We start from the raw sequence: 8,691 nt of genomic DNA on the forward strand, positions 1-8,691 counted from the left end.
TAACAGGAATAATTCTTTGACTAGCAATCCAGCAAGTTGACAAAGCTGATTTTCTACAAGAAAATAGATTAACAATCTTATTTGTAGAAAAGAGGAGGCAATACTGTGTGGAGCAGTGCAGAAATCCGGAAAACCTTTTTGGAATATTTTAAGGAAAGAGGGCATAGCGTGGTGGAAAGCTCCGCGCTGGTGCCGGTCAATGACCCTACTCTCTTATTTACCAATGCCGGTATGAACCAGTTCAAGGATGTATTCCTGGGACTGGATAAACGCAGATATGTTCGGGCTACGAGCTCCCAGAAGTGTGTCCGGGCAGGGGGGAAACACAATGATCTGGACACCGTGGGGCGCACCCCCAGACATCATACCTTTTTTGAAATGTTGGGCAACTTCTCTTTTGGTGACTACTTTAAACGCGAGGCTATTCGTTATGCCTGGGAATTCCTTACAGAGGTAGTGAGACTTCCCCAGGAAAAACTTTGGGTAACCATATACCAGGATGATGATGAGGCGGCTGCTTTATGGCCGGAGATAAGCGGGATTGACCCCGGCTGTATTGTCAGGCTGGGAGAAAAGGACAATTTTTGGAGTATGGGGGACACCGGTCCCTGTGGTCCCTGCAGCGAAATACTCTATGACCGGGGAATCGAGTATTCCTGCGGTGCTCCCGACTGTGGCATCGGGGTTTGCGATTGTGACCGCTGGCTGGAAATCTGGAACCTGGTCTTTATGCAGTATAACCGGGATGAAAGCGGTGAAATGACGCCATTGCCCCGCCCCAGTATTGACACCGGTATGGGGTTGGAACGGCTGAGTTCAATTTTGCAGGGAGTGGACAGTAATTTTGATACGGATTTGTTTATCCCCATTATTAAAAGGATTGAAGAACTAAGCGGAAAAGCCTATGAGCAGGGGGAAGCAGGCTTTCCTTTCCGCGTTATCGCTGACCACAGCCGGGCTTGCAGTTTTTTGATTGCCGATGGTGTGCTTCCCAGTAATGATGGACGGGGTTATGTTCTGCGCCGGATATTGCGCCGGGCTTTGCGCTTTGGACGCCTATTGGGTATTGAGGGTTCTTTCCTTTATAAAAATGTGGGTGTGGTCTGCAATATAATGCAAGAAGCTTATCCCGAGCTTAAGGAGAAACAGGATTTTATCCAAGAAGTAATCCACCTGGAAGAAGAACGATTTCTGCTTACCTTGAATGATGGTTTGAAAAAGGCCGAAGAGATAATGGAGCGGGCACGTCAGCGAGGTGATAATGTAATCCCGGGCGAAGAAGCGTTTATGCTTTATGATACCTATGGCTTCCCTTTGGATTTGACTGAAGATATGGCGGAAGAAAATCATTTGACACTAGAAAAAACGGGTTTTGATCGGAGCATGGAAGAGCAGCGTCAGCGGGCACGGCAGGCTAACAAAGGCGAAGATTTGCTGGGACAGGAACGCTTATTATCGGAAAAACTTGCCGGTATCGCCCCCAGCAATTTTACCGGTTACGAAAAAACTATTGACGACTCAGTACTTCTGGCCATTATTAAAGATAGCGCTCTGGCAGATAAAGCGCTCAATGGCGAAGAAGTGGTTTTAATTACGGCCCGAACTCCTTTTTATGCAGAGAGCGGGGGACAGGTGGCGGATGGTGGTATTGTAAAGGGACAGGAAGGATTACTACGGGTGCAGGATGTCAAGAAGCTCAGCGCCTGGATCCTCCATTATGGAATAGTGGAGGGGGCGCTGACAACTGGCGAAGGGGTTAGCTTGCAGCTGGATGACCGGGCCCGGATGGATACGGCCGGAAATCATACCGCCACTCATCTTTTGCACCGGGCCCTGCGGGAAGTGCTGGGGGAACATGCCCAGCAGAAAGGTTCGCTGGTTGAACCCACCCGCCTGCGCTTTGATTTTTCTCACCTCAAGGCTTTAAGTAATGAAGAACTTTTTCAAATTGAGCAGATGGTAAATGAGGCTATATGGAAGCTTTATCCCGTGAGCACCACGGTAACTGCTCAAAAAGAGGCTCGGGAAATGGGGGCTATGGCCCTTTTTGGGGAAAAGTACGGGGAAGAAGTAAGGGTAGTTCAGGTTGAATCGTATAGCAGCGAACTCTGTGGGGGGACTCATGTAGAAAATACCGGCCAAATCGGTTTATTTAAAATTACCGGAGAAGGAAGCATCGGCTCAGGACTGAGAAGAATTGAAGCTATAACCGGTAGATATGCCATGGAATACCTTAAGCAGGTGGAAGATGAGTTAAAAAAGGCGGCTTTGGCTTTGCGCAGCTCACCGCTGGAGGTGGGGAGAAGGATTGAATTACTGAACAATTCGCTCAAGGAAAAAGATAAAGAGATCGAAATCTTGCAGCAGCGTTTATCGCGTTCTTCCAGTGATGAACTGCTTAACAAGGCCTATCAATTAAATGATGCCTGGATTTTGATTGAAGCGGTGGATATTGAAGACCCGGGTAGCCTGCGCCAAAATGCCGAGATCTTGAAAGATAAACTGGGCCGGGCTGTAGTTATGTTGGCTTCGATAAAAGGGGAGAAAATATCCTTTGTTTGTTTTGTGAGCAAAGATTTGCTGGAGCAGGGACTCCATGCTGGCAAGATAGTTGGTGCAGCTGCTCAGGTAGCTGGTGGCGGAGGTGGAGGGCGTCCCGATATGGCCCAGGCTGGAGGTAGGGACAAGACCAAAATTTCTGAGGCCTTGGCCGAGGCCAGGAAAATGGTGAAAAAAACCTTATCCTAAAGCGCAGGAATTTGAGGGAGTAGTGGAGAAATTCTGGTAGAGGGAGGTGTTGACTATGCCTCAAATACCAGGCGAAACGGTTAGTTTCAAATTGGATCGTGATGATGAGAATAAAGTGCGTGCCATCCTGCATACGGTATACCAGGCTTTGCAGGAGAAGGGATATAATCCGATCAATCAACTGGTGGGGTATATGATTTCAGGAGAACCAGCATACATAACCAGTCATAGTGAGGCGCGCAACTTGATATGCAAAGTAGACCGGGATGAAATAATGGAGGTTTTATTAAAAAACTACCTCCAAAACAGCACGGGGAAAGGCAAGTAAATTTTGAGGGCTGGTCTTAATCCCGGGCCTATATTCAAGAATTGGAATTATAATGGTGTAGTAAGAAAATAAATTTATTTGATGCAGATTTACGCAGATTTATTATGATTAACGATGACATGTTCACGCTGAATCTGTTCTCCATGACTCATCAGAGAGGAGGACCTGAAGGGCTCTATGCGCATAATGGGATTGGATCTTGGTGAAAAAAGGATTGGTATTGCCTTCAGTGACCCTATGGGATGGACGGCTCAAGGGCATTCGATTTTGCAGCGAAAAGGGCTGAAGAAAGACTTGAGTTATTTGAAGGGGCTTTGCCAGGAATTCGAGGTCGAAAAGATAGTATTGGGTCTTCCCCTCAATATGAATGGGACTATGGGGCCTAAAGCTCTGGAAACTCAGGAATTTGCCCAGGCTTTGCATGAGGATATTAAGATACCGGTTGAATTCTGGGATGAGCGCTTGAGCAGTAAGAGTGCTGAAAGAGTTCTTCTGGAGGCTGATCTTTCGCGTAAAAGAAGAAAAGAATTGATTGATAAAATAGCGGCGGTTCACATACTGCAGGCTTATTTGGACGGGGGTTGCAGCGGGAAAAAATATAAATTTTAATCTACGGTGAGGAAAGATTTGACAACAGCTGTGGAAAACAATAGAATTACATTTATCTAATGAAAGAGGTGACTTTATGACCGAAGAATTTTTGGAGGAAGATTTCCCGATTTTGGTACTGGTTGATGAGGATGGAATAGAGCACCTGTTTGAACTGTTGGCTGAATTGGAAATTGAGAATGACAAGTACCGGGTTCTGGTTCCACTGGATGAAGAAGAAGAAGAGGAGTTGGACGAAGAAGACGGTGAAGTAGTTATCCTGAAAGTAATTATTGATGAGGAAGGCAATGAATTGTTGAGTGATATCGATGATGAAACCGAATGGGAAATGGTAGTTGAAGCTTGGCAGGAACTCGTGGATAGTGAAGAGCTATAGTCTTGGGAAAAAGGAGCCGCGAGGCTTCCTTTTTTTCTTTTGGGGATAGATGGTGGTGGGGGGAAGGATTTTGGCCAAGGGGAAAGTGAAAACAACTATAGTATTTAGCTTGATACTGCTGCTGGGAATAGCTTCAGCGGGAGCGATGTATTTTTTTCAGGTATTTTACAAATCGCCCTATTTCCTGCCGGGGGTCAAAATTGCTTCTACGAAGGTAGGGGGATATACCAGTAAACAGGCTGTGTCAAGACTACAGCAGGATTTAGATGCTTATAAAAATATACCGGTTGTATTTTACTACCAGGATCATAGTTTTGAAAATACCCTGGCGGAAATTAGTTATGCAATTGACTATGAGGATGTAGTTAATAGGGTCTGGCAGCAGGAGCAGAAGCGGGATTGGACTTCCAAGCTCTCCAATATGGATGGTTCCCAGGAAGTTTTCTATCCGATGAAGCTGGAATATAAGCCCGAAATCAAAGCCCAGATGATTGATGAGTGGAATAAGGTTCTGGGGGTGGGGGCGGAAGATGCTCGCCTGGAGATAGACCGAGAAAAAGGACTGGTACTAATCCCGGCCAGGAAAGGTTTAAAGGTAGATACTGAGCAGACCTTTGCCAAGCTTCCTCAGGAATGGGGCGCAATGGAAAGCATCGAAATTCCCATTATCATACAAGAAGAATGGCCCCGGGTAAAGGATGAGGATTTAAGCAATATGGGGGAACTAGCCTCATTTTCCACCTGGTATAATGCTAATGAGATAAACCGTTCCCACAATCTTTATCTGGCAACTGCGGCTATTAACACCTCTATGCTGGTTCCCGGCGAAACTTTTTCTTTTAACCAGTGGGTGGGGGAAAGAGTGATTGAAGCCGGCTATCGTGATGCTATGGTTATTGTCAATGGAAAGTTTGAGCCCGGCCTGGGAGGGGGTGTATGCCAGGTTTCATCCACCCTTTATAATGCTGTTTTGCTGGCTGGCCTGGAGATAGTAGAGAGACACAATCATGCTCTGGCAGTGGCTTATGTTCCCGTGGGGCGGGATGCTACTGTAGCATACGGATTGCAGGATTTTCGTTTCAAGAATAACAGTGCCTATCCCATTTACATAAGAGCCTGGGCTCAGGCTGGTAAGCTGACTATGAATATTTACGGCAACCTGACGGAAAAAAGAAAAATTCGATTATCTACTATCACTGACCGGGTTATTGCATTTAAGGAAATACGACAAAACGAACCTAGCCTGAATCCAGGGCAGGAAAAAGTTGACCATGCCGGCATTCAAGGCTATGTAGTCAGATCTTTCCGTAGTTTCATGGATGAGGAAGGTCGGGTAGTTAAAAGCGAGCAACTGGCATCGGACTATTACAAGCCTCTGGATAAGCTGATCTATGTAGGCCCGAGTGTCACGGTGGAATCGCCGCCGGAGAATCCTGATAATTCTGAGAATCCCGAAAATGAAATTGAGCCTGACGCGGCTGGTGACGGTACCGGCGAGGCACCGCCGCTGGTGGAACCTGAGCCGCCGGAAGTCCCGATCCCGCTGCCGGAGAATGAGGATGAGGATACGCCGCCCATTACAATATAGGAAATCGGAAGACAGAAGACGGAGGACGGAATGGTCGCCAGACGCCGATGATTAGAAATAATTGCTGAGGAAAGTGGAGAGAAATGAGTGAAATAAAGTTGAAACTGGCGAAACCCAAAGTGGCAGCAATAGTACTGGCGGTTTTCTTTCTTATATTGGCCGGGGTTTTATTTACCGGGCAAATGATTGCCCGCCAGTACCAGCCGGTGGATCCTGCTGACAAAAGTATGGTGGACATTGTAATTCCAGAAAAGACCGGTGCCAGGCAGGTAGCAGATATACTTTATAATGAGCGGCTGATACATAAGCAAAATGTCTTTCTAGCCTACTGTCAGAAGAATGCTTTTGATAGCAGACTGAAAGCGGGTCACTATCGCTTTAGCCGCAGCCAGTCGCTGAAAGAGATCGTTGATGATATTGTTCAGGGTCGGGTAGTCAACATTTCCTTTACTATTCCTGAAGGTTACACTTTGGAGCAAATCGGGCGGATGCTTATGAAGAAACAGCTTTGCAGTCAGGAAGAATGGAAGAGGAGCGTCAGGCAGGATTATGATTTTGCTTTTTTAAAAGCGCTTCCTTTAGAAAACGAGAAGCGGCTGGAGGGTTTTTTATATCCGGAGACTTATTTTGTTCCTGAAGATTATAACTGCCAGCAGATAATTACGCTTATGTTGAACAATTTCGAGCAGGTATGGCAGAAAAAGTTTGCCGAGCAGGCTCAGGCTAAAAAATGGAGTGTTTACCAGACTATTACCCTGGCTTCCCTAATAGAAAAAGAAGCCCGGGTGCCAGAAGAAAGAGCGGTGATTGCGGGAGTAATACTAAATCGATTGAATGCCGGCATGCTGTTGCAGATTGACGCCAGTGTGCTCTACGCCTTGCAGAGGCATAAAGAACTGGTAACTTACGCCGATTTGGAAGTGAACTCTCCGTATAATACCTACAAATATGCGGGTTTGCCTCCGGGTCCAATTGCTTGCCCGGGTGAGGCTTCAATAAATGCCGCTCTAAATCCCCAGGAGCATTCTTATTATTACTATGTTTCCAAAGGTGATGGGAGCCATTTCTTTTCCCGCACTTATAATGAACATCTGCAAGCGCAAAAAGAATATGGACAATAAATCCTTACAGTTATTCCGGACTTGTTAGGAGGTTGTTTGATGAAAGGGCCCGAACTGGTGCTTCCTGCTGGAACCCTGGAAAAACTTAAAACGGCAATATTATTCGGCGCGGATTCCGTTTATTTTGCCGGCAAGGAATTTGGCCTCCGAGCTTATGCCGGAAACCTCAGCCGGGCCGAGATAGAGGAAGGCCTTGCATTTGCCCACAGTAGAAAGAAGAAGGCTTACCTGGCCGTAAATATCCTGGCCCATAACCAGGATATGCTTAAATTACCAGCCTACCTGGAAGAAATGGCTAGTTTGCAACCAGATGGTTTCATAATCTCGGATCTGGGGGTTTTACGCCTGGCGCAAAAATATGCTCCTTCAATTCCAGTAACCATAAGCACCCAGGCCAATGTCAGCAATTACGAAGCGGCTTCCTTTTTTCAGGATCAAGGAGCCCGACGCATTGTCCTGGCCCGGGAATTGAACCTTCGTGAAATCGAAGAAATCAAAAAGAAAAGCAGTGTGGAGATCGAAATATTTGTTCACGGCGCCATGTGTGTCTCTTATTCGGGACGCTGCTTACTCTCCTGCTACATGACTGGTCGCAGCGCCAATCAGGGAGCCTGTGCCCACCCCTGCCGCTACCGTTACGCCCTGGTCGAGGAAAAAAGACCTGGGGAGTATTTTGGCATAGAGGAAGATGAAAGAGGCAGTTATATACTGAATTCGCGCGACCTTTGCCTCTTGGAATATATCCCCCGCCTGGTGGAAGCGGGAGTAGATGCCTTCAAGGTGGAAGGGCGTATGAAAAGCCCGCTTTATCTTGCCAGTGTGGCCCGGGTATACCGCCAGGCCATAGACCGGTATAGTACGGCCCCTTTTACGGTTGAGGAATTGAAAGTCTGGATGGCAGAGCTGCATAAGACCGCTACCCGGCCCTTTACCAGTGCTTTTATTGGCGGAGAAGAAGACCGGGCTCAGGATATCGACAAGGAAGAAATGCCGCTGCGGGCGGAATTTTGCGCTGTTGTTACCGGCTATCGCGAGCAGCAAGGTATGATTGAAGTAGAACAAAGGGCTAATTTCGGCTGTGGCGATTATTTGGAATTTTTATTGCCCGGAGGAGAGCTTTTGGGGTTTGTGTTGGAGAAACTATATGATGAAGATTTAGCGGCCTTGGACCGGGCCCGGCATCCCCAACAAAAGGTCTTGATTCCCTTTGACCACGGCCTGCCTGAATTTTCCATATTGAGAAAAGGGGGGACAGTCAATCAAGGATAAAATACTTCTGCGCTTAATCCCCCAACGAATTGACCTGCTTACCAAGATTATTGAGGCCTATGATCACCTGGGAATCGTTTCTACTATTGACTCCAGCTCAGGTCTGCTAATAATAAGAGGAACCGAAGACAGTATCCCCGAAATAAGGGAAATATTGGACAACCTGCCTTTCCCCGTTGAAGTTTTGGATGGGATGGAAACAGAACTTCTTGCTCCAGTGAGGGCCGGGGAGTAAGGTTAAATCCTTATATAAACTTACATGTTATAAATGAACTCTTTTCGGATTAAATTTATGCCAAACATCTCAATTTCCTCTCCTGCATTTTCGCAACAAACACTATGTATTTACTGCTACCCTACAATCCATCTCCAATATTTAGTGCAGATTATATCTTTAATTCTCAGGGATAAAAAACTCCTACTTTTAGCCTGGTCGGTCACAAAAGACAGAAACACAGCCTCCTGGTTGTGTTTCTGTCAAAGAGTTTCATCATTTAGTGGCTACACAAAAATAAAATTGTTTCAATCCACGCATATGCTCAATACCATGGACATAAGCGACAACAAAATTTTAACATGATTAATTTGAGCAATCAAATTTAATAAAGTAAGTTCTATTAATAAATCCAATTAAAACAACACAAAAATTAAA

Annotated in this window: 8 protein-coding genes; all 8 read left to right on the forward strand. The window is 46.2% G+C overall.

All coding sequences use genetic code 11. The annotated features are described in order from the left end of the window. Positions 1-105: 105 nt before the first annotated feature. Complete coding sequence (gene alaS, locus PHP87_RS03635) at positions 106-2,748, forward strand: alanine--tRNA ligase (protein WP_299918558.1); 2,643 nt, start codon at positions 106-108, stop codon at positions 2,746-2,748. Positions 2,749-2,803: 55 nt separating this feature from the next. Next, on the forward strand, positions 2,804-3,076 hold the full coding sequence (locus tag PHP87_RS03640; protein ID WP_299918559.1) for an IreB family regulatory phosphoprotein: 273 nt from the start codon (positions 2,804-2,806) through the stop codon (positions 3,074-3,076). A 177-nt stretch (positions 3,077-3,253) separates the two neighbouring features. Then, complete coding sequence (gene ruvX / locus PHP87_RS03645; RefSeq protein ID WP_299918561.1) at positions 3,254-3,685, forward strand: Holliday junction resolvase RuvX; 432 nt, start codon at positions 3,254-3,256, stop codon at positions 3,683-3,685. A 76-nt stretch (positions 3,686-3,761) separates the two neighbouring features. Continuing rightward, positions 3,762-4,061 (forward strand): DUF1292 domain-containing protein, encoded by a 300-nt coding sequence (locus tag PHP87_RS03650; protein WP_299918563.1) that lies wholly within the window; start codon positions 3,762-3,764, stop codon positions 4,059-4,061. A gap of 70 nt (positions 4,062-4,131) precedes the next feature. Next, complete coding sequence (locus PHP87_RS03655) at positions 4,132-5,649, forward strand: VanW family protein (RefSeq protein ID WP_299918565.1); 1,518 nt, start codon at positions 4,132-4,134, stop codon at positions 5,647-5,649. 83 nt (positions 5,650-5,732) lie between these two features. Continuing rightward, on the forward strand, positions 5,733-6,770 hold the full coding sequence (gene mltG / locus PHP87_RS03660; protein ID WP_299918567.1) for an endolytic transglycosylase MltG: 1,038 nt from the start codon (positions 5,733-5,735) through the stop codon (positions 6,768-6,770). Positions 6,771-6,809: 39 nt separating this feature from the next. Then, positions 6,810-8,039, forward strand: coding sequence for a U32 family peptidase (locus PHP87_RS03665; RefSeq protein WP_299918570.1), 1,230 nt, complete (start codon positions 6,810-6,812; stop codon positions 8,037-8,039). Positions 8,040-8,055: 16 nt separating this feature from the next. Then, positions 8,056-8,274 (forward strand): DUF4911 domain-containing protein, encoded by a 219-nt coding sequence (locus tag PHP87_RS11895; protein WP_366942885.1) that lies wholly within the window; start codon positions 8,056-8,058, stop codon positions 8,272-8,274. Positions 8,275-8,691: the final 417 nt, after the last annotated feature.

The organism is Syntrophomonas sp. (genome assembly GCF_028707975.1).
Taxonomy (GTDB): Bacteria; Bacillota; Syntrophomonadia; order Syntrophomonadales; family Syntrophomonadaceae; genus Syntrophomonas.

Excerpts from the sequence above, each read along its gene's own strand:
- PHP87_RS03640 (WP_299918559.1), top strand. The coding sequence starts at position 2,804 with ATGCCTCAAATACCAGGCGAAACGGTTAGTTTCAAATTGGATCGTGAT.
- ruvX (WP_299918561.1), top strand. The coding sequence starts at position 3,254 with ATGCGCATAATGGGATTGGATCTTGGTGAAAAAAGGATTGGTATTGCC.
- PHP87_RS03650 (WP_299918563.1), top strand. The coding sequence starts at position 3,762 with ATGACCGAAGAATTTTTGGAGGAAGATTTCCCGATTTTGGTACTGGTT.
- mltG (WP_299918567.1), top strand. The coding sequence starts at position 5,733 with ATGAGTGAAATAAAGTTGAAACTGGCGAAACCCAAAGTGGCAGCAATA.
- PHP87_RS03665 (WP_299918570.1), top strand. The coding sequence starts at position 6,810 with ATGAAAGGGCCCGAACTGGTGCTTCCTGCTGGAACCCTGGAAAAACTT.